Source organism: Coleofasciculus sp. E1-EBD-02, from assembly GCF_040218245.1.
GTDB lineage: Bacteria > Cyanobacteriota > Cyanobacteriia > Cyanobacteriales > Coleofasciculaceae > Coleofasciculus.
The window spans coordinates 77,947-102,598 of the sequence record NZ_JAVJQN010000021.1 but is presented as its reverse complement, the minus strand read 5'-3'; the positions used below and the strand labels follow the sequence as shown (position 1 = coordinate 102,598).

Annotated in this window: 22 protein-coding genes; 13 read left to right on the top strand and 9 right to left on the bottom strand. The window is 44.5% G+C overall.

What is annotated here, in order from left to right; translation table 11 throughout:
* Window positions 1-136: 136 nt before the first annotated feature.
* On the bottom strand, window positions 137-2,173 hold the full coding sequence (locus RIC07_RS03805) for an FAD-dependent oxidoreductase (protein WP_446393343.1): 2,037 nt from the start codon (window positions 2,171-2,173) through the stop codon (window positions 137-139).
* A 148-nt stretch (window positions 2,174-2,321) separates the two neighbouring features.
* Between RIC07_RS03805 and RIC07_RS03800 the strand changes: the two genes are divergently transcribed.
* The 3 genes from RIC07_RS03800 (at window position 2,322) to RIC07_RS03790 (ending at window position 4,282) form a co-directional block, all read left to right on the top strand.
* Window positions 2,322-3,503 carry an RtcB family protein gene (locus RIC07_RS03800; RefSeq protein WP_446393342.1) on the top strand — a complete coding sequence of 394 codons (1,182 nt, stop codon included), beginning with the start codon at window positions 2,322-2,324 and terminating at the stop codon, window positions 3,501-3,503.
* Window positions 3,504-3,767: 264 nt separating this feature from the next.
* On the top strand, window positions 3,768-4,061 hold the full coding sequence (locus RIC07_RS03795; RefSeq protein WP_446383364.1) for an antitoxin family protein: 294 nt from the start codon (window positions 3,768-3,770) through the stop codon (window positions 4,059-4,061).
* The gene (locus tag RIC07_RS03790; RefSeq protein WP_446393341.1) at window positions 4,055-4,282 is read left to right on the top strand and encodes a type II toxin-antitoxin system VapC family toxin; all 228 of its coding nucleotides are present in this window, start codon (window positions 4,055-4,057) and stop codon (window positions 4,280-4,282) included. The genes RIC07_RS03795 and RIC07_RS03790 overlap by 7 nt, the downstream gene beginning before the upstream one ends.
* Window positions 4,283-4,516: 234 nt before the next feature.
* Here RIC07_RS03790 and RIC07_RS03785 read toward each other — a convergent pair whose 3' ends face one another.
* Window positions 4,517-4,756, bottom strand: a complete 240-nt coding sequence (locus tag RIC07_RS03785; RefSeq protein WP_446393340.1) for a hypothetical protein — start codon at window positions 4,754-4,756, stop codon at window positions 4,517-4,519.
* A gap of 229 nt (window positions 4,757-4,985) precedes the next feature.
* On the opposite strand from RIC07_RS03785, the gene RIC07_RS03780 reads away from it, so the two are divergent.
* Window positions 4,986-5,111: a hypothetical protein gene (locus RIC07_RS03780; RefSeq protein ID WP_446393339.1), complete on the top strand. Its 126-nt coding sequence runs from the start codon at window positions 4,986-4,988 to the stop codon at window positions 5,109-5,111.
* A gap of 62 nt (window positions 5,112-5,173) precedes the next feature.
* Complete coding sequence (locus tag RIC07_RS03775; RefSeq protein WP_446393338.1) at window positions 5,174-6,655, top strand: RNA-guided endonuclease InsQ/TnpB family protein; 1,482 nt, start codon at window positions 5,174-5,176, stop codon at window positions 6,653-6,655.
* A 266-nt stretch (window positions 6,656-6,921) separates the two neighbouring features.
* Here RIC07_RS03775 and RIC07_RS03770 read toward each other — a convergent pair whose 3' ends face one another.
* Window positions 6,922-7,158, bottom strand: coding sequence for a helix-turn-helix domain-containing protein (locus RIC07_RS03770; RefSeq protein WP_446342566.1), 237 nt, complete (start codon window positions 7,156-7,158; stop codon window positions 6,922-6,924).
* A gap of 118 nt (window positions 7,159-7,276) precedes the next feature.
* Here RIC07_RS03770 and RIC07_RS03765 point away from each other — a divergent pair, with 118 nt between their 5' ends.
* The 4 genes from RIC07_RS03765 to RIC07_RS03750 all read left to right on the top strand — a co-directional run bounded on the left by RIC07_RS03765 (window position 7,277) and on the right by RIC07_RS03750 (window position 12,649).
* A complete protein-coding gene (locus RIC07_RS03765; protein ID WP_446393337.1) occupies window positions 7,277-7,528 on the top strand; it encodes a hypothetical protein in 252 nt (83 codons plus the stop codon).
* 80 nt (window positions 7,529-7,608) lie between these two features.
* A complete protein-coding gene (locus RIC07_RS03760) occupies window positions 7,609-7,986 on the top strand; it encodes a hypothetical protein (protein WP_446393336.1) in 378 nt (125 codons plus the stop codon).
* A 638-nt stretch (window positions 7,987-8,624) separates the two neighbouring features.
* The gene (locus tag RIC07_RS03755; RefSeq protein WP_446393335.1) at window positions 8,625-11,279 is read left to right on the top strand and encodes an EAL domain-containing protein; all 2,655 of its coding nucleotides are present in this window, start codon (window positions 8,625-8,627) and stop codon (window positions 11,277-11,279) included.
* A 107-nt stretch (window positions 11,280-11,386) separates the two neighbouring features.
* Window positions 11,387-12,649 (top strand): alpha/beta hydrolase fold domain-containing protein, encoded by a 1,263-nt coding sequence (locus RIC07_RS03750; RefSeq protein WP_446393334.1) that lies wholly within the window; start codon window positions 11,387-11,389, stop codon window positions 12,647-12,649.
* Between the two features lie 426 nt (window positions 12,650-13,075).
* Here RIC07_RS03750 and RIC07_RS03745 read toward each other — a convergent pair whose 3' ends face one another.
* Window positions 13,076-13,678 carry a hypothetical protein gene (locus RIC07_RS03745; protein WP_446393333.1) on the bottom strand — a complete coding sequence of 201 codons (603 nt, stop codon included), beginning with the start codon at window positions 13,676-13,678 and terminating at the stop codon, window positions 13,076-13,078.
* Window positions 13,679-13,991: 313 nt separating this feature from the next.
* On the opposite strand from RIC07_RS03745, the gene RIC07_RS03740 reads away from it, so the two are divergent.
* The 3 genes from RIC07_RS03740 (at window position 13,992) to RIC07_RS03730 (ending at window position 17,365) form a co-directional block, all read left to right on the top strand.
* Complete coding sequence (locus RIC07_RS03740) at window positions 13,992-14,981, top strand: SDR family NAD(P)-dependent oxidoreductase (RefSeq protein ID WP_446393332.1); 990 nt, start codon at window positions 13,992-13,994, stop codon at window positions 14,979-14,981.
* A gap of 232 nt (window positions 14,982-15,213) precedes the next feature.
* A complete protein-coding gene (locus RIC07_RS03735) occupies window positions 15,214-16,035 on the top strand; it encodes an SDR family NAD(P)-dependent oxidoreductase (RefSeq protein ID WP_446393331.1) in 822 nt (273 codons plus the stop codon).
* Window positions 16,025-17,365, top strand: coding sequence for a flavin-containing monooxygenase (locus tag RIC07_RS03730; RefSeq protein ID WP_446393357.1), 1,341 nt, complete (start codon window positions 16,025-16,027; stop codon window positions 17,363-17,365). Before RIC07_RS03735 ends, RIC07_RS03730 begins: the two co-directional genes overlap by 11 nt.
* Before the next feature lie 97 nt (window positions 17,366-17,462).
* On the opposite strand, the gene RIC07_RS03725 is transcribed toward RIC07_RS03730, so the two are convergent.
* Together RIC07_RS03725 and RIC07_RS03720 are read right to left on the bottom strand one after the other, a co-directional pair.
* Window positions 17,463-18,773, bottom strand: a complete 1,311-nt coding sequence (locus tag RIC07_RS03725) for a protein kinase domain-containing protein (RefSeq protein ID WP_446393330.1) — start codon at window positions 18,771-18,773, stop codon at window positions 17,463-17,465.
* Between the two features lie 186 nt (window positions 18,774-18,959).
* Window positions 18,960-20,654 (bottom strand): vWA domain-containing protein, encoded by a 1,695-nt coding sequence (locus tag RIC07_RS03720; RefSeq protein ID WP_446393329.1) that lies wholly within the window; start codon window positions 20,652-20,654, stop codon window positions 18,960-18,962.
* A gap of 340 nt (window positions 20,655-20,994) precedes the next feature.
* On the opposite strand from RIC07_RS03720, the gene RIC07_RS03715 reads away from it, so the two are divergent.
* Window positions 20,995-21,561: a hypothetical protein gene (locus RIC07_RS03715; protein ID WP_446393328.1), complete on the top strand. Its 567-nt coding sequence runs from the start codon at window positions 20,995-20,997 to the stop codon at window positions 21,559-21,561.
* Window positions 21,562-21,590: 29 nt separating this feature from the next.
* Here the strand turns inward: RIC07_RS03715 and RIC07_RS03710 are convergent, their stop codons facing one another.
* From RIC07_RS03710 to RIC07_RS03700, 3 genes are read right to left on the bottom strand one after another with little or no spacing between them, the layout of a single operon-like run.
* Window positions 21,591-22,244: a cytosine deaminase gene (locus RIC07_RS03710; RefSeq protein ID WP_446393327.1), complete on the bottom strand. Its 654-nt coding sequence runs from the start codon at window positions 22,242-22,244 to the stop codon at window positions 21,591-21,593.
* A 35-nt stretch (window positions 22,245-22,279) separates the two neighbouring features.
* On the bottom strand, window positions 22,280-23,161 hold the full coding sequence (locus tag RIC07_RS03705) for a hypothetical protein (protein WP_446393326.1): 882 nt from the start codon (window positions 23,159-23,161) through the stop codon (window positions 22,280-22,282).
* A 6-nt stretch (window positions 23,162-23,167) separates the two neighbouring features.
* Window positions 23,168-24,550 (bottom strand): AAA family ATPase, encoded by a 1,383-nt coding sequence (locus RIC07_RS03700; RefSeq protein WP_446393325.1) that lies wholly within the window; start codon window positions 24,548-24,550, stop codon window positions 23,168-23,170.
* Window positions 24,551-24,652 lie beyond the last annotated feature (102 nt).

Sequence of the window (24,652 nt, the reverse complement as noted above, 5' to 3'; positions counted from 1 at the left end):
GCACTGACGTGCGCCCTTTACAGAGATGTAATATCATGTCCGGTTGAATACTTAGGCATGAAGAGCCACTAAAGTGGCTACTACAAACAGGCTATTACAAACAGGCTATTACAAACAGCGCGATCGCACGTTTCCTTTAACGCCAATCCTCCCAATCTTGATTAAAAATTGACGTATCCGGAAACGCCGTCGGATTATTATTCCGTTCTAACCGTCGCCGCAACACCTGCAACTGCGGATCATGGGGTGGAAGTCCATCCACCAATTCAAACGGCGCAATTCCCTTCTCCAACGCAAACGCCGCCGTCGTTCCCACTCCTGCACCCGATGACCATTCAAAGGAATGCACCCGATACGCCGCCGCCGCAATATGACTCGTGGCGATACTTTTCCCCGCCACTAACATATTGTCAATCTTTTGCGGAATCATCGCCCGCAGGGGAATTTGAAACGGATAGGCTTGACCCGCCCCCTGACGTTCCCCCTCCCGTTCCGTATTTCCTGGCGCTTCTGGGGGAGAGAAACTCATGCAGGGGTGAAAATCAATGGCATAATGTCCAATTCCCACAGAATCGGGATAGATTGTCGAACGAGTACGTCGATTCACCTCATCCGGTGATACCTCACCCTGAATCACCGAAATCGCTTCCCGCCCCGCCAAAGCCGTCCATAACTGGCGATACATTTTGGGAGATAAGGTTTGACGGTAATAATCCTCCCGGTAATTGCGGCGAGACATATCAATTTCCCAAATTGTAAACCCCTCCGGATACCCATAAGCAGGGCGTCCAATAATTCGCCGCCCTTCCCGCATATAAGGATACTTGGATAACCCATGCACTGTTCCCATGGGAGAGTCTAATCCCGATAAATAACGATAAGTGGGATGGGGTTCCTTCACCCCATCACCCAGTTGGGAGTCCGTATTTCCCGCCACTAACCAATAGAAATACCCCAGGGAGAGTTCCTCTGCTTTGCGTAAACTCTCGGTTCGCAAACCCCCCATCCAGCCTCCAGGGGCTAACTGTCCCGTCGCTTGCAATTGGTCAGGAGTATAAACCAGGTTATCCACCTCTGTACCGGGACGGTAGTCATTTCCCCACGTCCAATTTTGCATCGAGATATCCCCAACGGTGGGCGCGGTAAAGGGAATTCCGCCAAATTTCTCTGGTTCACCCGTTTTTGGACTCCAAATCCGCCGATAGGTAAACACTAAGTCAAAGTCGGCTAAGCGGGATAATTCATAGCTATAATAGGGTTCGTATTGGGGGTAAAAGGACGGCATTTCATGGCTTTGCGGTTCCTGCGTGGCTTCCATGGCAAAGGTGTAGGTAAACCCCTGAGTGCAATAAGGATTCCCTGTAACACTGGAAGACGAGGGTTCGAGATAAGAACGGGGGTCAATTCCTAAGCGGTAGGGGACATTGGTTAACCCAATCAGTTCCCCGGTTTCTGTAGCTTCCACAACATACCAGTCTGGGGCGTTTCCGGGTTCTGGGTTTTGCGGAACGAAGCGGATAATGGTTTTGTCAAACTGGGGGGAATCCGGGTACTGATACCAATCTTCAATGGTTTGTGATAGAGGAAATGTGTTCAGGGGGGGTGCATCAGGGGTGGGTTGATGCTGAATCGCGATCGCATGTTTAATCAAGTTCCCCGTCGGGTTATAATCGAGTTCCTTAATCACCGTGGAGGGAAACCACTTCAGTGTCCCTTTCCCCCGTTTGGCTGCATCCTGCAACATATCCAAGAGGATATCGTGGGCGTCACTGGGAATAAAACAGGATTCACTCACCCAACAATCCCCTGGATTCAGTTCCCCATATTTGCGTCTAATCCGTTCCCGCAATTCCAAATAACCGCGAGAATAGAAAAGGCGCGATCGCTGAGTCGGGCGTTCATCCAGTGCAGAGGTTCCCTGGGAGGAAATCTGTCCCCCTACCCAGTCGGTAATCTCCGTTAAGCAAACCGTTCGTCCGGCGAGTAACCCTTCATAGGCTGTCGCCGCACCCGCTAATCCACCGCCAACCACCAAGATTTCACAGGTGACGGTTTCATCGGGCGTGCCATCGGAAATGCTACGGGCAATTGGGGCGAGGGATAGTAGAGAAATCAGGCTAAAAGACAAGGAAATGATAGATTTTCCGGCAGATACACGTCGAGAACGCTTCATAAGAGTTAAAATGCAGTGCGTATCAGATGTTACATTACAGTGGATGCCTTGACGTTGCCATCCCCCAATAAGTTCATCTCCTCAACGAAATCTTTTTGTATTATAATTGTAGTATATTGATGTTATTTAGCGCTAGAGGCGCATATTTATGCCTTACGAACAACTGAAACTGCCCACCGATAAGCCCGTTTTATCCTGGGCGAATCATGATTTAGGTCATGAAGAAACCCAGATGGCAAAAAATGTAGCATCTTTGCCTTTTGTGTTTAAACATGTGGCGTTGATGCCCGATGTTCACTTAGGTAAAGGGGCATTAGTTGGATCAGTTCTTGCCACCAAAGATGCCGTAATTCCGGCGGCGGTGGGAGTTGATATTGGGTGTGGAATGGCAGCGATTAAAACCCCATTTAGCGCAGAACAACTTGAGGGAAAACTCAAGAAGATTCGCTTAGATATTGAAGCCGCCATTCCGCTTGGATTTAACCAAAATAAAGAGGTAGAGAAAGATGCCAGCAATTGGCAAGGCTGGACATATTTCAAAGACTTGCATCGCGGCGTGCAGGATGTGCAAGGAAAAGCGATGAAGCAGTTGGGTTCTCTGGGTGGCGGAAATCACTTTATTGAACTGTGCCTCGATACAGAGGATTCCGTGTGGTTAATGCTACATTCTGGTTCTCGTAATATTGGCAATCGCTTGGCGCAATGCCACATTAGCACCGCGAAGGAATTAGCGAAACTGGCAGAAAATCGCTTACCTGATCCGGATTTAGCCTACTTTATTGCTGGAACCCCAGAATTTGCCGCCTACTGGCGAGATTTACAATGGGCGCAAAATTATGCCCGTTACAATCGCGATGTAATGATGGCGCGTTTTAAGCGAATTGTGGAAAAATATTTGGCGGGAGGTAAGCCAATCAAGCCATTGTTAGAGGTGAATTGCCATCACAATTATGCCGAGAAAGAAGTCCATTTTGGGGAAGATGTGTACGTCACGCGCAAGGGTGCAGTACGGGCGCGTGAAGAGGATTACGGGATTATACCGGGTTCGATGGGGGCAAAGTCGTTTATTGTCAAGGGGAAAGGGAATCATGAAAGTTATTGCAGTTGTTCCCATGGCGCAGGGCGTTTGATGTCTCGGAAAAAGGCAAAGAAACAGTTTTCCCTGGATGATTTGGTGACACAGACTCAAGGAGTTGAATGTCGCAAAGATGGCGGGGTTTTGGATGAGATTCCCGGCGCTTATAAACCGATTGATGAAGTGATGAATAATCAAGCAGATTTGGTGGAGGTGGTGGCGACGTTAAAGCAGGTAGTTTGCGTGAAAGGTTGATTTGTAGTTAATTTGTAGGGTGGGCATTGCCCACCTTATTTGTTGGTATCAAATTCGCTTGTATAACCTCCCCTAAGGTTGGGTGGCTAGAAGTATAGCTTGGGATAAAATTCCATAACCTAAAGCTTACAGTATAAATATTTTAAGCAATTTTAACTCACATCTTGCACCATTATAAACAAGTCAAATTGTAGGGTGAGGAGAGCGAAGTGTAACGCACCGTTGCTCTAGAATAGTCATAGCCACTGTCTTACTTCATCAATAATGCCTGAAACTATTACCGCCATCTACGAAAATGGAGTGCTGCGCCCCTTAACTCCCTTGCCCCTGCAAGAACATCAAACCGTGCAGATTCAGATTTTGCCTGAAGATTCAGTAACTCAACTTGAACGTATCAGCCAATCCTTAACGGCGGCTGGACTGGTTACCCCTCCTCCTCATCGAAGCGATGTTGAACCTGTCTGTGAAGCTACTTGGCAAGAATTGACCGAAAAACTGAAAGCTATGCCAGGTAAGCCCTTGTCTGAAATCATTACAGAGGATCGGGGCGAATGGTAAATGCTTACTTCCTGGATAGCAGCGCCCTAGTCAAACGTTATATACCGGAAACAGGTAGTGCCTGGATACAAGCGATCGCGGATACGGCAACAGGTAACCTATTATTTATTACCCGGATTACTTGGGTAGAAGTCCTTATAATTATCCCTAAAACATTTATACACTCATCAAACTCAGCCGATAAATATAGTAACGTTAACTCCCAAAATTCGTCGCTATAAGGGCGCACGTCTATGCGCCCCTACTCATCCTCATCTGACTCATCTAAATACAGCCGGATAAATTCGGCTCTCCGGGAAGTATAGCTTGGGATAAATATCCATAACCTAAAGCTTACAGTATAAATATTTTAAGCAATTTAAACTCACATATTGAACGCATTATAAACAAGTCAAATTGTAGGGTGCGTTAGCAAAGCGTAACGCACCGTTGCTCAATTACTTACTCTATAGAAGTCAGGATTCAGGTAAGAGTGGGGATGACAATTCAGCCTCAAACAATTTAGTTTTTAGCTCTCGAATAACTGGCAAATCGCTGCTGAGAAAATTCTCCCAAACGGCTTGTACTTTATTTTTTAATTCATCACTATCAGTGACTTCATAATCAATGCCTTCAAGAATATTTTTCCTGTAAATAAGCATCCATTTTTCCTGGAGCTTAATTTTGTTAAATATATGCAGATTTTTTTGAGACATTTCATAGAGTGATCAGTGAACTGATTCAATATCTCCCGGTCCAATATCTAGGACTAAGGATAGACTCTTAGGGGAATTAGCAAACTCAAAGAGTAACACTCTTGTACTGGATGTCCAATTATGAGCAGAGCGTTGAGCTGGAAATCGATCTAATTCAAGATCAGCAAAGCGAATATATCTCTTAGGACTATCATCTAAAACCAGTTTATGTAATTCAGCATCCTTATGAATGAGTGTTTTAATAAATTACTTCCTGGATACCAGCGCCCTAGTCAAACATTATATACCGGAAACAGGTAGTGCCTGGATACAAGCGATCGCGGATACTGCAACAGGCAACCTATTATTTATTTAAACTTGGCATGACAATAACAGGTAAATGTGTTAGTATAAAAACTATATTAACACGACTCTACTATGATTTTGAGCTACGTTTACAAACTGCGTCCATCTGGCAGCCAGTCTGCCAAGATGCAGTCTTGGCTCGATATGCTCAGAAGTACCTACAACTGGTGTTTAGCTGACCGAATTGAAACCTATCATCAGCAGTTTATCCAGGGAGCCTATTGTAGTTTAAAGACTCAAGCCGAAGCTTACCCTTTAACCTGCTGCATCGTTAAAAATGGTGCGACGGGTAATCCCTGGCAAAATAGCGGCAAAAAACGCAATGCTGGCACAATTCAGGATGCCGCACTGGTAGACCTTAAAACTGCCCGTCCTTGGTATAAATCAATCGACTCGGACGTATTGCAACGCAATATTGCCCGGTTAAACACTGCCTATAAAAATTTCTTTGATGGGCGAGGTTTTCCGGCATTTAAAAACCGCAGTAACTTCCGGTCGTTTGAGTATAAGCCGGGTCGGGTTAAGTTCAAGGGAAGTAAGGTCTATCTGCCTAAAATCGGCTGGATGCGCTTTTTCAATTCCCGCCCTATTCCCGATGGATTTGCCATCAGGAGTGTAACGATTCGCCGCAGAACCGATGGATGGTTCATTTCGGTACGGATGGTGGACAAGTCAGTCCCAATGGCTACCCCTCGACCAACCTCCGAGGTTAAAACGGCGGTTGGGCTGGACATGGGCTTAACTAAGTTGGTGCATTGTTCCGATGGGAGTGATATTCCCAACCCCAGGTTTGCCACTAACCAGAAGACTAAGCGGACTCTCTCGATTCGCCAACGGCGTGTCAGCCGGACTAAGAAAGGCTCTGCTAACCGTAAGAAACGAGCTGCTGAGGTAGCCAAGCTACACAGTAAAGTCAGGAAGCGCAGAAATGCCTACCAGTGGCAGGTTGCCAATAAACTGGTCAAAAAAGCCGATGCCGTTGTAGTAGAAGATCTCAACATTCAAGGAATGGTTAGGCGGTGTAAACCTAAGCCAGACGAAAAAACCGGACGCTTCTTGGCTAATGGTCAATCAGCTAAACGGGGTTTAAATCGCTCCATCCTAGATGCTTCCTGGGGAGAGTTGATCAACAAGATTCAGTACACGGCTGCGAAGTCGGGAAAGGTTTTGCTCAAAGTTAACCCACGGAATACATCCAGAGAATGCAGCGCCTGTGGTTATATTGATAAAGCAAACCGGGACAGAGAGCGGTTTATCTGTACTGAGTGTGGGCATTTTGATCATGCCGATAAGCAAGCTGCACGAAATATCAAGCGTAAAGCCGTTGTTGAACACGGCTTAAAGTTAGTAACAAAAAAGGTACCCACGGACTGTGGGAAACCCAAACAGCTAACCCTGTTTGAAACGCCCAGCGTTGAATTAACAACGCCTAAAGGGAGAAAACACGACACCCGCAAGGGTAAACGTCGTGTGCCTGGGAACCTAGGAAGACAATTAGAACTGTTTTCTCAGGATATGTGGAATGTGAGTTCCGCAGAATCCCCCTTTTTCTAAAAGGGGGAGTGTCAACCAACGGTATACATTGGAGCGTCCAATCCCTAATTCTGCCGCTAATCGATATTGACTAATTTCATACGTTTCCAGCACCTTTTTCAAGGCTTTGCCTGCTTGTCCCATGACTCTGAATTGTGGCAAACCCTAACCACTGAGTCAACGGCTCCTTAATAAATTAGGCTATGAGCAGCTATAAGTAGACCATTAAAAACCACGATTGCATCATTCCATGACAGAAGATAGCGATCGCTTAATCCCCAAAACTACTATTCATCCTCATCTGACTCATCCAAATACAGCCGAATAAACTCTTGCGCCGCCGCCGGATCAATCTTCCGCAGTGCCTTCCTGATTTCCAAGACTGCCTCAGCGGACGGATCTTGAGTGTTTTGATACCAGTAGTGAACCGTTGATCGACCAATACCCATTGTCACCGCCAATTTATTTTGGCTGATTTTGTACGTCTGCAATACCTGCCTTAGCGCTTCACCTGCTTTTCCCATGGTTTCTATAGTGTCAGAGGCTTATGACTCAGTAAATGTTCATAACTATGAACTTTGTGCTAAACTGACCTTGTGTTCATAAAAACGAACACAAACCACAAAAATTAGGACAACTCCAATGACTCAAGACTTTATCCGCGATTCCTCCCCAACTCCCAATCCCACAACCCCTCTATCATCTACGCCCCCGCCAGACAACCGACACCCTCTAAAAGTGATCGTTATCAGTTCACCCCAAGGCGTCACCCGCACCATTCACACCTTCTATCGCCTCGGCTACGCCCACGTCAGCGAGTGGAGTAAGCCCCAACCCACCCAGAATCCTGGCGAAGTGATGAGTGTTCTCTACCGCCGCCTTCGGATCGATTAATGAATAGATCTCACCTCTAACCTCCTTCTCAATTCGGGAAGGGGGAAAAATCAAACCCCATCGAAAACCCAAAAATAGCCATGATGCGAATCCGACACCGTATTAATCCCCAAACCTTTGTTATCACTCTCAACCAAATCGCCAAATACTTGAATATTGATCCCCAACGCATCCTCAACTGGGAAAAATGGCACAATGTTCTTTGGGTACATATCCAAGGACGGGGTGGTTATTTTGTGAGTTATCGCAATCTCGAACAATGGATCGCGGCTTGCCGTACTCTGATCCGCTTCTGTCCCAACCGAGAAGCCCTAAACCTTCTCTGGTCATTGATTCAGCAAGAAGCCCAACGGTATACAAAACAGGTCTGGGATCGGCTTCAAGCTATGTGCCAGCAACGCTACACCGAGTTATCTAGAGGTGCAATGGTGATATCACTACCGTTGAAGTCATGGTAAAAATAGCCTCAAACCCTTGTCCTGTCGCCCTACCAGGATGAACCTGTAAACAATATGGATAGGATAGGGAGATCCTTAACGTGAAATTAGGGATTGAATCGCCAGACTTCATCACCCCTAAGCCGTATAATTGAAGTAATCGGATAAATCTTTCTTAAACATTGAATGCAGTAGTCTCGCCGTTTATCTTCATCAAACTTAGAATTTCTGAGAGGGTTAATTTAGGGTAATTTAGGCGGTTTCCTTTATAAAAATCACATCGTCATTGTGATGTAAATCAATTGACCCAGTGATTGAAAATACAAAGAAATACTGAATTATTCATAACAATAGAAAATAAGCAAATGGTGGGCTAAGTCAAAATAAGGAGCGATCGCCGAGCCAACGACCAAACAACGGCGATGTTCCAAGTCAGTGACAGCTAGGAACTAGACAGAACGTTTCCCCGTCAGGACTCAGACATTTAGAAACTCTAGATCTGACCCAACCGACTTATTGCCCAAAATCTTCTGGCTAAGGCTGGATGTAAGGGCTGCATCTATCGTAGAGCATCAAACAAGTGCGATTATTCACATCGATATCAATATCGATCGCGATCGCGCTCCGTGAAAGCATCTATGATAAAAGGATTTTAGTGCATGTCCGAACAATTCCGTCTGTTGCAATCTCTGATTCCGGCAATCGCCAACGTTCCAGATCTTCACTCAGCATTGGATCTGGTGCTGCATCGTGTCTGTGAAGTGACCCATTGGGATTATGGTGAAGCATGGCTGCCGACGCCTAATTCTCACAGTTTAACCTGTAGCCAAGCCTGGTCTGGTGATCCCTCTCAACTACAATCCTTTCGACACATACGAGAGACACTGACATTTTCTCCCAATATCGGCTTACCTGGACGGGTGTGGAAATCAAAACAACCAGAATGGATTGACCAAACCAAGGCAAATAGGATTGATCCGGATGCCGAATTCACTCTGCTTAGCGCCACGGATCAGCCGCAAGAGTTTCAAGCTGGAGGCGCTATCCCCATTCTCCTCGATGATCGGGTACTCGCTGTCTTAACATTTTTTACCCGCCACTCTCATCCTGGCGATCGCCAATGGATGGAATGGGTGAGTGCGATCGCGATACAGTTGGGGTTGGTGATGGAACGCCAACAGTTAACCGAACAACTGCACCAGCAACAGGAATTTAATCAAAATTTAGTCGAAACCCATGGTGGCTTTTTTGTCGCCATCGATCCCCAGGGAAAAACTCGGATGATGAATCCCAGATTACTGGAAGCGTTGGGTTATACCCTGGATGAAGTGAAGGGAACGGATTTTGTGACCACATTTATTCGAGACGTTGACCGCAAACCCTTTGCCAAATTAATCAAAACTCCTGATGAAAAGTCAGAATTAAAATCGCCCACCGTCCATGAAACCGGAGTCCTGACCAAAGAGGGTCGAGAACTTTGGGTAGAATGGCGTAGCCAACAGGTTTTTAAGAAAACTGGTGAACTTGACTTCTTTTTTGCCATCGGACGGGATCAAAACGAACATTGTCTCACCCATCAAGAAACAGCCCGTTTAGCCTCGTTTCCCCTATTGACCCCCAATCCCATTGTCGAAATTGATTTAGCAGGGCGGGTGCGTTATCTTAACCCAGAAGCCATGCGCTTGTTGCCTGAATTATTAGAGAGTGAAGCTGAACATCCATTTTTGGCAGAAATGCCCTCGATGATTCGATTGATGCAGCAGCAAAGTTCCTTGAGACGCGAGGTAAAAATTGGGGAAATTGTTTATGAACAAGTCCTGCATTACGTTCCCGAAATTGAGTGCATTCGCATTTATGCCTTAGATATCACTGATCGCAAACGGGCAGAAGAACTATTATTGTTTAATGCCTTTTACGATCGCCTCACCGGACTAGCGAACCGCGCCTTATTCATGGATCGCTTGCAGCAAGCCGGACGACGCGCCCAACCGAGTCAAGGGGAGAACCGAGATTCTCCATCCTATCGATTTGCCGTGGTGTTACTCAATCTCAATCGCTTCAAAGTGGTGAACGAAAGTTTGGGGAATCATTTGGGGGATCAAGTGCTGCAAGAGTTTGGACAGCGCTTACAAAACTGCTTGCGTCCCACGGATACCATTGCCCGTTTAGGCGGAGATGAGTTCGCTATCCTGCTAGAGGGGATTCAGGGGGTTTGTGATGCCATTCAAGTGGCAGATGCGATCGAGCAAACCTTGACATTACCGTTTAATCTAGAAGGGCGGGACGTGTTCATGACAACCAGCATTGGCATTGCCCTAAATACGAATCGCGATCGCAGGATTTTATCGCCTGAAGATATACTCCGTAACGCCAATACCGCCATGCATCGCGCCCGTTCCCAAGGCAAACCGGGCTATGCTATCTTTGATAACCAGATGTTGAGTCGCACGGTTGATCGATTACAGCTAGAAACCGATATGCGGCGTGCGATTGAACGGCAAGAATTTCAAGTTCATTATCAACCCATTGTCTCCCTACTCACTCATCAAATTACTGGCTTTGAAGCGTTATTACGTTGGCAACATCCGCAACGCGGTTTAGTCTTTCCCGCCGAGTTTATTCCCATCGCTGAAGAAACCGGATTAATTCTTCCCATGGGGTGGTGGATACTGCGGGAAGCTTGTCGCCAACTCAGTATTTGGCAGCAGCAATTTCAAAGTCCCCAACCCTTGACGATGAATGTTAATTTGTCCTGTAAACAGTTTACGCAACCGGATTTATTGGCGCAAATTGATCAAATATTAGAGGAAACTAATATTGCGGTTGGTAGTTTAAAGTTGGAGATTACCGAAAGTGTGGTCATCGACAATCCGGAACTGGTCAAAGATTTACTGTTGGAATTGAAAAAACGGCAAATTCACCTGTGCATTGACGACTTTGGCACTGGCTATTCTTCCTTAAGTCGCCTGCATAATTTTCCGATTAGTACGCTAAAAATTGATCGCTCGTTTATCAGTCGAATTGGGGCGTTAGGTGAAAACTCGGAAATTGTTCAAGCCATTATCACCCTCGCCCGCACCATGAGTATGGATGTCGTTGCTGAGGGAATTGAGTTATTAGAACAAGTTTCGCCTTTAGTGGCGTTGCAATGTCATTATGGTCAAGGATTTTTATTTTCAAAACCCGTAGACAGCGATTGCGCTAGAGAATTACTTAGAGGAAAATCGGTTCAGTTAGAGCGTCAGTTGAGTCATTCAGTGACTGTTAAAAATGAAGTCAAAAATTCTGTATCTATAGAGAATGATATAGGATAATAATCTTATCACCGTTTTCTGACATGAGCCGAATTTTTATGTCTGGAATTGTATTCGTTGTACATAGCAGATATAGGATAAGAATGTAATCCTCGATTTCTCATCCCATGCTTCAAGCTAACTGGGACAAAAGCACACGGCAAAGCATCCAAGGGAAAACAGCACTGGTTTTGTTAGGCATAGTCCTACTCTCGCTGTTTTTTCCTTTGTTCCTGAGTGGAGTCGGAGTGTTTCTGAGTCTCTGGGTGATTGTCCCAGCACCTACGTTTTGGATGTTACCGCTAGCCGTGGCTGCGCCAGAAGCGAGTTCTTGGCTGCTGGGTGTGAATGCGATCGCACTAATGCTGGCTATCTTCAATTTACAGCAAGGCGGTCTGTACAATGTTGCCGTAATCGGTAGCTTGCTGGGTTTAATCCTCAGCCTTTTGCCGTTAATTCAGTTTCCAGGGGCGAATGCACAAATTGCGGCTCAAATGCAGCAAGTTTTGGGTGTAGAGGATTTGGCAACAATTACTCCGGATGCACTGACACCCATGCGTCCCCAGCCTTTTAGTTTAGCCGATACGTTTCGGGGGATTGCGATCGCGGAGGTTCGCATTGACCGAGGGATTATATTTTCTCAGCCGGATGGGGTCAACCTTAAACTTAATGTTTACCGACCGTTGACTGTTGGTAAATATCCAGCGATTATTACAATCTATGGTGGGGCGTGGCAAGTTGGAACTCCCGATAATAATGAGACATTTAACCGCTACATGGCAAATCAGGGCTACTCTGTGATCGCGATTGATTATCGCCATGCTCCCCAATATCACTTTCCGGCTCAACTGGAGGATGTACAGGCAGCTTTATCCTATATCCAAAGCCATGCTCATGAGTTGGAAATTGATACGGAACGAATTGCTCTTATGGGGCGATCGGCAGGGGCGCAACTGGCAGCAATTGCGGCTTATCATCTAAATACAATTCCGATTCGGGCTGTGGTGAATTACTACGGACCTGTAGATTTAAAAGAAGGATACCATGACTTGCCCTTTCCTGACCCGCTCAATATTCGGGCGATTCTCCGCGCCTTTTTAGCCGGAACACCGGATGAAGTACCAGAACTTTATCAGGAAGCTTCTCCTATTGGTTATGTTAAATCTAATCTGCCTCCTACGTTATTGGTCTACGCGGGTCGAGATCATATCATTAAGGCAAAGTTTGGACGCCAACTTTATGAGCAATTAAAAGCGGCTGGGAATTGTGCTGTTTGGTTAGAAATTCCCTGGGCTGAACATGCCTTTGATGCGGTTTTTAATGGCGTGAGTAATCAGTTGGCATTGTACTACACGGAGCGATTTCTGGCTTGGGCGTTGAAGTCTTCTTGAAAATGAAGCTGGGAACTAAAGTTACCGCTAAAAGCTCAAACCCGTTCAAACGGGTTTTATCATATCCGATTATTAACTTTCAATATAGGTTTAGTCGAGTAAATATTGGTGAGTTGATTTCTCAACCCCCTTATCAAGGAATAAATATTTATTACTCAGATTACAGGTTTAACAGATGCCCAGAATGTCCTAACCTTTAGGGTGATAGGAATAAGTAGTCGGACAAAAGAAAACGGTACTGTATTAAGTTTTATAAATTGCCCTCAAACCCTTACTGTTCCCTGTTCCCTGTTCCTTACTGTTCCCTGTGACACACCGAGCGAAGCGTTCGACTGAACTTCGACAGGCTCAGGGGTCCGCGCTCACGCCGAAGTCCGAGGTGTTCCCTAATCTCAACCGTTAACTTTAATTGTGTCCAACCACTTATCAACCATTCTGCACCATCCAAACCAAAAATCCCAAAATTTGCTCAACTGGCGGTAGTGGATAATCTGTCAAATCGATGACAACCGACTGCCCTTCTAGTTTGAGAAACCGCCACACTGTACCACTCGTCACGGTTCCGTAAATCGTTGAAATCGGCTGCTGCTTCTGTTGATTAAACCGTTGAGCTGCCACCATCTCTGCTAAACATTGCCCCAGGGCAGGTTTCAGGTCTTCTTTCTTCGCTTCCACCAAAACTATCACCGGGGCTTTAATAAATAATTGTTCGGGAGAGCGACTAATTAAAAAATCAACATAGCCCGTCAAGTCAACATCGGGCTGCACGGGGAACTCTTCCCCAGAAAAAACACTAATTTGTCCCTTGAGTTGTCGTTTTACTTCTAATAAGACTGGATTAATAATCCCTTCCGAACGCGCCTTTTCACTACTCACGGCGATTGCCCAAGGAATTGTTTCGTTTAGCGTATCTTGGAGTAAGGGGCTTGGCTGAACTAGGGGAACGTCTGGTAGAAAGCGCTCTCCTTCAATGATTGTGAGTTGAAACTCTTCTACAACTTTACTCAGAGTAAATTTACTGTAGGGCATACTAATGATTCTAAATGTTAAAGAACGTATTTTCTAGGATTAGGGGTCTAATAGTGCGAAAATGATTGGGTAAACTGATAATACTGGATGCTGTTGGTAAAGTCGAAAAACCTAACCCCCCAGCCCCCTTCCCGAATAGATCCCCCTCTTCCCTTTTAGATCATCCTTCCGTCCCCCTACCCTTGCTCTCGGAGGCGTCGGGAGGGGTCAGATCTTTCAGTTGAATGGCACTGACAAGGCTGGTGGGCAGTGCCTACCCTACGGTATATAAAGGGTTTCGGCGATCCAAAAATGCTTATTAAAAAAAACAATTATGAAACACCTTGAGGGTAAAATCACAGTAGTCACAGGCGCAACGCGAGGTCTAGGTAAGGGAATTGCGATCGCGCTTGGTGAAGCTGGGGCGACGGTCTATATTACAGGGCGCACCCTGGAGCGTTCAACCTCTGATAATGGTGTATCCGGGAGTCTCCAGGAAACCCAATCCGCCGTTGAGGAAGCCGGTGGCGTATGTATTCCCATGCAAGTGGATCACAGTGACGATGAGCAAGTGCGTTTGTTGTTTGAGCGTATCCAGGATGAACAGGGACAACTTGATCTGCTGGTTAATAATGCTTACGCCGGGGTACAAGCCTTAACAGATGCTTCAGGAAAGCCGTTCTGGGAGAGTGAACCGAGTTTGTGGGATGCTTGCAATAATGTCGGGCTGCGTAGCCACTATGTCGCCAGTATTTTTGCCGCCCGGATGATGACCCCCCATCAGCAAGGACTTATCTGTACTATCTCGTCTTGGGGGAGTTTATCCTATATTTTTAGTCCTCCCTACGGTGCAGGTAAATCAGCGTGCGATCGCCTAGCGGCAGATATGGCGATTGAACTCAAACCCCAGAATATTGCATCCCTGTCAATTTGGCCCGGAATTGTGGGTACAGAAAAGTTTACTCAGTTTGCTGCCAATATGGATGAAAGTACGGCGGCTAACCCGAAAAACTCAGCCATAAAAGAGAGGTACAACTGGGAAACACCGTTACTCACCGGACGAGTGATTGCCGCCCTAACCACAGATTCTACAGTGATGCGACGAACCGGGCGGGTGCAGATTGTGGCGGAGTTGGCTAAACACTACGGATTGGTAGACAAAAACGGGGAACGTCCTGTATCGTTACGATCGCTGCGTTTCCTGCTTCCTCTAGTTTTTCCCGCCCTGAGAAAATACCCCTGGCTGATGCCTAATATTAATGTACCTTGGTCACTGCTACTGCTACAATCACTCAGCTCCCCTAAAATAGGGGCTGTTGAATAAGTGTTGTGGTGGGGGAAGCTGGGGAAGCGGAGGGAGCTGAGGGAGCTGGGGAAGCTGGGGAAGCTGGGGAAGCTGGGGAAGCTGGGGAAGCGGAGGGAGCAAATGACGAATGACAAATGACTAATGACTAATGACTAATGACTAATGACTAATGACGAATGACAAATGACTAATGACAAATGACTAATGACGAATGACAAATGACTAATGACCAACCTACTACAATAAACAGATGACCCAGCTACGTTCAGCCGTTATTCTGATTACCGGTGCCGTCGGTGGTTTTGGACAGGAATTAACCCGACAGTTATTGATGGCGGGTAGCCGATTAATCTTAACGGATTTGGATAAACCCACCCTAGATCAACGGGTGGCGGATATTCAGCGTCAAGTCGCCACGGGGGAGGTACTGGCTTGCTTTGAGGCGGATTTGTCATCTGGCGAGGGCTGTGAAGCGCTGTATCATCAGGTCAAAGCCCTGGATATGCCGATTGACATTTTGATTAATAATGCTGGAATTGCCGTATTTGGTCGCATGGACGAAGTTCCAGCACCGGAATGGGAACGGTTGATGCAGGTGAACTTAATCACACCAATGCGTTTAAGTTCCTTGTTTGTGGCGGATATGATTGCGCGTCAAAAAGGGCATATTGTGAATATTTCATCCGTCGCGGGTTGGTTTGCACTCGCAGGATTGACCCATTATTCTGCTAGTAAATATGGGTTACGGGGATTTAGTGAAGGGTTATTCAATGAAGTCAAGGACTACCATGTCAAAGTGACAGCCGTTTATCCATTTTTTAGCCGTACCCCCATTCTGCAAGCAAAACGGTATGGCACACTCGCTGAGGGGCATCAAGGTGTGCCAGACTCCTGGACAACTGATCCAGTGAAGGTGATGGCAGCGACGATTCAAGGCATTCGGCGGAATCAACTGCACGTCTTCCCGGATGCGATCGCGCAAAATGTCCAGCTTTTCAAACGATACACTCCTGGCTTATTAGACTGGATCAGTAATGAGTTTGCCAAAAGATTAAATCGTGGTGCAAGTTAGTCATTCTCGCTCAACCGTACAGCAGGTTAATACCAGTCACAAGCAGTTGATTCTCGGCGCAGGGTTTGTGGGATTGGGTATGGCTCAAGCCCTAAAAGCGGCGGGTATTGCCTATGATCAGGTGGATGGCAGTGATGATATCGGTGGTAATTGGTATCACGGGGTTTATGAAACTGCCCATATTATTTCATCCCGGACTATTACCCAATTTACTCATTTTCCCATGCCCGATGATTATCCAGATTTTCCCAGCGCTCAACATATCCGGGATTATCTGAATCGTTTTGCCGATCATTTTCAGTTACGGGAGGAGATTGAACTCAATCGTACTGTTGAGTATATCCGACCGATTGAAAACAATCTCTGGGAAGTTACCTTTGCCAATGGAGAACAACGGATTTATAAAGGCGTATTACTGTGTAACGGACATCACTGGTGCAAACGGTTTCCAGAATTTGAGGGACAATTTCACGGGGAGATTATTCATTCTAAAGATTACAAAAAACCCGATCAACTTCGCGGGAAACGGGTGCTAGTGATTGGTGGTGGAAATTCAGCCTGTGATATTGCCGCCGAAGCCGCACGGGTAAGCCGTAAGAGTGTTTTAAGTATGCGTGAATCCGTCTGGTTTCTTCCCAAAACGTTTATGGGAGTGCCGACGGCTGATCTCCTGCGATGGTGGATGCCAGAATGGTTTCAACGGCTGGCGATGTCCGGCATCATTCGTCTGACGTTTGGAACTCATCAAGACTATGGTTTATCTAAACCGAACCATCGCATTTTTGAGAAACACCCCACGTTAAATAATGAAGTGCCCTACTATATTAAACATGGTCGAATTATTGCCAAACCTGGAGTGCGTCGGCTTCAGGGAAAAAAAGTCGAGTTTGTCGATGGGAGTGAGCAGGAATTTGATTTAATGGTTTGTGCTACTGGCTATCATGTTGCCTATCCCTTCCTACCGGAGGAGCTTCAGCGCGTTGAAGGATCTGTGGTTAAATGTTATGGTAGCTCGTTTATTGAGGATTACAAGGGACTCTATTACATTGGGTGGGGACAAGCGCGGGGCGGGGTTGGCTCATTGATAGCAGCTTACGGTCCCTATTTTACCCGTTGCCTGCAACTCCAGGATGAAATCAATGTGCCGCTAGGATTGGTGTTGAAAGAAATGGGACAAGAGTTACCCACGACACATCTGTCTGATCCGCAGCAGATTTTTAGGCAACTAAAACTGGCTCATTTTTTCTTTAACTGGATTGCTAAAAAAGCTGATCAAGTTGATGCTAAGTATCCTAACTTTGAGAACCGTCCACTCCCGGCTAAACATTGATCGAAAAAAGGCAGAAAAATTCAATGGATTTATCCCCAGGTTTAGGGGCGCGTTTAGGGACTAAATCCCTACGGTAGACTTGCTCTATAGGGCTTATCTATGGGGTAAAATTACCAGGCATAATCGCACCTCTGAGATCCGTATTTTTAAGCTTAGTCCCTGTCAACTTTGCCGCCGTTAAATCAGCGTTTCTTAGGTAAGCGCCCTTAAGATCTGCATCAATCAAATTCGCCTCTCTCAAATTGGCATTCTCTAAATTAGCACTTTGCAAATTCGCCCCTTGGAGGTTAGCTTCACTCAGATTAGCCTCTCTCAAGTCAACGGTTCTCAGATCCATTTCCCTCAAATCAGCGCCACTCAAATTACATCCAGCACATTCACCCGTTTGCTGCAATTGCTGAATTTCAGGTAGAGACGCGCCATGGCGCGTCTCTACTAACTGCACAGGATTGGTAATCCGAGACGCGATCGCGAAACCTGTACCAATCACCGCCAATACCCCAACTTTCAATACCAACATTGGCGTAATTCCAGACTGGAGTCGCTGAAATTGATCCGAAGTTGGCGAATTTCCCACCACATCAATCGGTAACAACTCCGCCAGCGCCATCGCCGCATTGGGGAAGCGATCGCGCAATTTAGGTGCGACCATTTTATCTAGCCAGGTGATAAACTGAGGATTCAGACCCGATACTAGGGATTTATAGTTAATTCGACAGTCCTCATCCATTAAATTGCCAATATCAGCCGATTTAGTCTGAGTGAGTAAACAAATCAACGTTACTCCTAATCCATATAAATCAGACGCTTCCGTGAGTTGACGATTAAACATCTGTTCCGGTGGCATAAATCCTAACGTTCCCTTCACCACACTACTCGCCGCCAAATCATCCCCAAACGCACGCGCTAAACCAAAATCGACTAAATAAACCTTAATCTGGGGGGAACGTTCGACTAAAATATTTTCCGGCTTAATATCTCGATGGATAATTGGCGGAACTTGCTGTTGTAGGTAAACCAACACCTCCAAGAGTGCGATCGCAATTTGTTTAACCTCCTCTGGGGTAAAGGATTGGGGAACGGCTAAAGAGGAGGCTTGCTTGTATTCCTGAATTAAGCAAAAGCCATCCGGCGTTTCAAATGCATCCAGGTACTGAGGAATACTAGGACAATCCAATTGTTGCAGCAGCGTAATTTCCCGTTCATGGGCGTCAAAATCTGACCAATTCGCACCCGTTTTGGCAAATTGAAATTGTTTAAGCACTACAGGTTGTTCGGTAGATTGATGGGTGGCTAAGTACGTTACCCGCCCACTACTGCGGTTGTGTCCCAATTCCCGCTGAATCAGATAACCTTGCTGGGAAAATTCTGGGTAGTTATTATTTGAGTTTTGAATAATATAATTCATGACAATAATCACAGAATGCGTTTGTAGGGGCGACCCGCTTGCACCAATCAACAACTGTGTTTACTCAATTGGAACGGGTCGCCCTTTACTTAATCTAGCTTTTCCGCGAGTAAAACAAATAACAAATGACCAATGACAAATGACCAATGACAATAGCCGCGATTAACCTTAATTTTGCCCACCGACTTATAGCGATTTCGCTCGCTTGACTAACCGAATAAACTCGGCTCGGTATCCATCTAAATCTGCTCCCTGAGATTGACTAGCAAGCTGTAAAACATGATCAAGATTACCATTCCCTTTGTACTGTGATTCTCTCAATACCATACCAAATTCAGCAACCGAAGCGGAGAATTTAAAATTATTCGAGGCTTGGGCTAAGGTTAATCCTTTATCCACAACAGGTGCGGTAATCAGTTGGGATGTATCCTGATCCGGCTGCTTATATCGTAACTTCACCTGCATTAACTCATTCCCGGAAAAGGTCATCGATTCATCAGTTTTCTGTTGAGAGTCTACGAGATCAACCTCGGATAACGAGACTTCACTCTTCACACCCACAGGAATAATTTCATAGAGGGCGGTAACAGAATGACCCGCACCTAACTCGCCCGCATCTTTTTTATCATCCTCAAACGCTTCATTTTGCAGTCGCCGATTTTCATAACCGATCAGCCGATAGCCTTGGACTTTTTCCGGGTTAAATCCCACTTGAATTTTCACATCCTTGGCAATGGTGAGTAAGGTTCCACCGATTTCATTGACTAGGACTTTATTCGCTTCTAGGATATTGTCAATATATGCATAATTGCCATTGCCTTTATTGGCGATTTTTTCCATCTTGGCATCTTGGAGATTCCCTGTGCCAAATCCTAGCACGGTAAGGAAAATGTCTTGCTCTCGTTTCTCTTCAATCAGCTTAACCAATTGCTCATCGCTAGAGATACCGACATTGAAATCTCCATCAGTAGCGAGAATCACGCGATTATTACCCGATTGGATAAAATTGTCTTGAGCTAATTTATACGCCAGTTTAATTCCCTGACCTCCAGCCGTTGATCCTCCAGCTTCGAGTTTATCAATTGCTGCTAAGATAGTGTCTTTTTGGTTTCCAGGTGTTGGCGGTAGCACTGTCCCCGCCGCACCTGCATAGACGACAATACTAACCTTATCTTCATCTCGCAGTTGGTCTACGAGTAACCGGAATGCTTCTTTAAGTAAGGGGAGTTTATTGGCGTCCGACATGGAACCAGAAACATCTAACAAAAACACCAGATTACTGGGCGGTAAATTTTCTGTGGAAATGCTTTTTCCTTGTAAACCAATGTGAACTAATTTGTGTTTCGGGTTCCAAGGTGCTTCGGCAACTTCTGTGGTGATAGAAAAAGGTTTATCTGCTTTAGGTTGGGGATAATCGTAAGTAAAATAATTGATTAATTCCTCAAGTCGCACGGCATTGGGGGGTGGAAGTCGATTCTCATTGATAAAGCGCCGCACGTTACTATACGAAGCCGCATCAACATCAATGGAAAACGTAGAGAGAGGATTGCTGTTAGCCTTTAAAAAGGGATTTTCTGGGATAGTGCTGTAGGTTTCGCGGTTAGATTCTTCTGGAATTTGGCGATTAAGAGAGTTGGAACCGGGTGATGGCTGTGCTTTTGGTGGTAGTTGAACCGCAGAAGGAGCTTGTTTTATTTGGCCTTGAAGTTGTGAATCAAGTTGCGGCGTTGTACTTTCCGCTTGTTGCGTAGCTGCTTGTTCTGTAGTCGGTGCAACGCCTGATCTTGATCCACCAGTCCCCTCACTTTCGCACGCTATGGCAAACTGTGCCAACATAGCGGCTAGTCCTAACGTCGCGATCGCTCTATGTCTAGTTTTCATGATTTCCCCTTCAGACTGCTCCCCAGTCTGTTCTATAACAAAGTTTAACAACTAACCATTTGCGGTTGTAACGTCTCCGTTTTACTATTAAGGCTAGGAATTAGACCCCGTGGTTGCTAAAACTGTAACATAGGTGATTAGCCCAGAAGCTTCCGGGGTTCCAAACGGGTTACAATCTTCAATGATATAGCGTATACACTTATCTCTCACGGCTTCGGGACTTATGCAATTTGGGGTTAGCGTTGGAAACAGAGCCAGATATGGCTGTCGTTACACTGATGCTATCTATCCTACAAATGTAGCGCAGTAGTTATTTAGTATTTTGATCGAGTTTTTGATTATGAAAGTAAAACGTACTATTCACTGGAACAAGCTAGCCGAAATCCAAGAATTAAAAGAGTTTTTCGCAGAAGATTACCAGACATTTAAAAAACTAATAGAAAAGGACATTGAAGAATTTGAGAAATTTTCTGATGAAGCGCTAGATAAATTTGCAAAACTGCGAGTTTTAGAAGTAACCAATGGTTGTACTCAATGGGCATTTCGTCGCGGCGATAAAGAATGTTTATCAGTAGAACAGACCCGTGAATGTATGAATCTACTGATGGGTTTTATAAAACGAACAGAATTATATTTTCCGAGTGAAGGGCAACTTGAATTTGACGACGAACAAAAAGCATTTATTAAAACAGTACGATCGCTCTACAAAAGCGCATTTAAGGAAAATAATAAGGAATCAGAACGAAAATATTATGCAACATCTACAGCCCAGTTTATTGTCTATGGTCATGAACGGATGCAGCAAGCCATGGCATTAGTCAAGCAAGATTATGAAACTCTTTTTTCACCTTATTACATTGAACGAGGACAAAAATATATTGCCCCCTATTTAGAAGGATTTGAATAGTCTGTTTGGCGAGATCAGGAAATGAAAACTCAAGTGTGCCAATCGACAAATAGGGAATAGAGATAGGCGATCGCTTCCCCAATCATAGTTCGTACTCCTTCGCTCGATTGCCACCACTGTTGCGGATCATACTCTTGAGGTTCAGCCGCAATCACACCAACTCGGATTTTGGGTTCCAATACGGCTTTAAATATAATCCAGCTTCGACGGGCATGAGGTCCCAACGAATAGAGATTAATCGATTTTACCTCTAATTCGGATGTCGATAACCATTCCCGTAGGGCGATGGCGCTAGCTTGAGTCCGATGTTTAATCACATTGGGGGCGGGAACAGCCACTAATTGTTCTGGATTAAACCCCAAGGTGATAAAGGTGGCGGCGGTGAGTTCGGCAAAATTATTGTATTCGGCTAAATAATATCCCTTGGAGACAGGCAAACCTGTGGTAATCAGATAATTATAAGACCCGCGTTGAAAGAGTGCGATCGCCTCCTTAATCGCATAATCCGGTATCCAGCCTTCCACCACCATGACATCAGCCGCCACGGGAGAGTTAACCGCTAAGAATGGATAGATCGTGCTGAGGGTGAATAGCATGAGAGAAAATATACAAATCAGTGTCACTATCCATCCCTGAATAGTCAGAGTCCACTGGGTTTTGCGATGGATTAAACGAATTTTCATTTTAGTTTATATTTGTCCATTAACACCAACCTATTTCAAGGACTCAGGCGCTCCAGTAAACGTTGAAATAGATGTTCTTTTGCTAATTCTTCAGACTCAACACATAGCAATAAATTTACAGCAACATTTTTCGGATCATGAAAAATCTTTCTACTTTTGGCAAGTTTATTCTTTATGTACCAACACAAAACATCAATAAAATCATGTCCACGTATCTTACATCTTTGCTCGGTTATCGTATTTGTTTTTAATTCTTGTAGTTTAGCGATGAATATTTGCTGACTGCTATATTGGCTATTTTTGTTAAGGTATTTTGTAATAAATGATTCCGTCTGAAATTCGATAGCTGTTCCCCTAATACTACAGCATTTCCCCAGATCTAACCAAGTCATCTTCAGACCAAGTGCCTCATTTGTTGCCCTAATTAGAAATAACTCCTCAAGTACTTTCGATAAGTCATTTAAAATTTTCTTGACTGGCAGGTTAGATAATCCTAAACCAAGTGTCATAAATTTCTCCAGTACCTTCTCATTAAACAAGTACATTTCAAGAGAAGAGTAATCGGTAAACAGTAAAATATCACACTCATAACTTTTCTGAAACAACCAATCAAAATCTTTATCCGCAATACAAGTTAAATGAGAAGGAATCTCTGAAAGCTGACGTTGCATATCCAGAGCAAGAGCAATAACACGATCTCGATTATTGTTATTTAATTCAAGTTCATTCAGTCTCTCAGGCGGAATATCAACTGTATCGATTACATATACGGCAAAGTCTTGCTGTCCTTTCTGTTTCAGAAACCATTCTATTAAATCTTTGTCTGTCGTACCTTCAACGTATATATCACGTAAATCAGGCTCAAGTTCATATCTAGCGACCAATTCCTCAAACTTATGTCGATACTCACTCTCCATTTTTAACTAATCAGTTTGGTTTTCTAACTTGATAACGTTACGGCGGTATTGAGCCAGTAATTCCAAGGAATGAGTGGCAAGCATAAACTGAACTTGACTCCCCTTAGTAAGTTCCAGCAACGTCCGAATAAGTTGACGTTGCCATTTAATATTTAGGGATATTTCGGGTTCATCAATGATGAAGATTGTTGCTTGTTCGCGTGCCGTTAGCGTATTACAAAATAAGAGTAAGAGTTGCTTTTCTCCAGAAGAGAGCATCTCTGGCATAATTTCCATGCCTGATTCTGTCATTATACTGATTCCCTCTCGCACATCTAATCGTATCTTTTTATCTCGAAAGAATATATTATTTATTGTGTCAACAAACAAGGTCAATAAATCTTGTGTATTTTGAAGAGCTTTCATTCTAGCATTTACACTATCAAGGTATGGTTTTAAAACGTCCAAAATAATAGGATGTGTGCTTTCTGGAGCATTTTTTAATGTCTCGATAAGTTTTTGGTTACTTAGGGGTGACATTAAACCAAAAGCCGAAAAATCCACACTACGTTTCTCTTGAACTTTTAGATCTTCAATCAAATCATCAGGTAATTCTTTTCCTTTCTCTATAGCCGCTTCGCCCGAGTTAATAATTCTGGCAAGAATATCTTCATAAAGATTATGAACATTAGCGGCTCCTGCATTGGAACCCTTCAAGGTTTGCTCACGAATCCACTCCTCAGCTCGCTGCATAGATGTTCTCAGCGCGATATCTCTATGGATGCTATTAGAATTGATTATAGATAAAGGTCTAGATAAAACTTGTTCCATATCTTCAACTAGAAGTCTTCTAGTTTTTTGCATTTGCATTTTCATTTTAATATGATAGGGAATAAGAATATCACTATCATCTTCCTCAAAAGTATCACTACTTAAAACTCGGTCATCACCCAAAAATAAAATATTAATTTGCAACTTTGACAATGATTGCAAAAAACCATCATCTTCACCTCTAAGTTTACCATTATGATCTAATTTGTAGTTTGCCGTAGTAACATTTTTACCTCGCGATAGCTGAATGTTAAATGCTCCAGTCAATTTTCCATGTTCACGGTTAGCAACGATATGAGTTCCATCAGCAAGTGAAACTGAAAATTCGGCAAAAGGAATTTGTTCCAATACTGTACGATGACCACGATTTTGCCTGGGGGAAAGAAGGTGAAACAGAAGCTTTAAAATAGTCGTCTTTCCAGAGCCATTATCTCCATATAGAATTAGAAGTGAATCCTCTAACTGAGTATCTTTATCTTTTATCTGTAAATTGTATGTATATCTACCAAATAATTGTTTCACGTTAATACACACCACTGATAAAGGAAAAGTAACTGTATTAACTTCACTAATAACCATGGTAAGCTTTATCACTAACGAGTTGGACAAAATCAATTTTCAATGAATTTGGAAAAAACAGGGAGCAGCAGGATTTAATGATTTTTACAATCTTTACTCAGT